Source organism: Priestia sp. SIMBA_032 (assembly GCF_046535215.1).
Classification (GTDB): Bacteria; Bacillota; Bacilli; order Bacillales; family Bacillaceae_H; genus Priestia; species Priestia aryabhattai.
Genome location: NZ_JAWRXD010000889.1, coordinates 1 through 263, shown reverse-complemented (window position 1 = coordinate 263; position 263 = coordinate 1). Strand labels below are relative to the sequence as shown.

The window sequence follows — 263 nt, the reverse complement described above, 5'->3', positions numbered from 1 at the left end:
ACCTCCATAGAGTACTGCTTCTTTACTATTCATTGTCGTTAGACGATGTTTCTGTATCTTCACTGCTATTTTTGTTCTTATTTTTCACTTCATTGTTACTTGATTCGCGTTCACTTGAATTTTCAGACTTAGATTCTTTTGTCTTTTTCGAATCAGAGTCTGAGTCAGACTTTGTATATGCAGGTAGCCCAAGATGAGTACGAAGTTCATTTGTAACATTAGCTAATTCTTTTTTATCTGGATTGTAGTAGTAAGTTCGACCA

1 pseudogene is annotated in these 263 nt (G+C 34.6%); it reads right to left on the bottom strand.

Annotated elements, in window-relative coordinates:
• Positions 1-25 precede the first annotated feature (25 nt).
• Positions 26-263, bottom strand: a pseudogene (locus SB717_RS36880) (LCP family protein); the annotation flags it as partial.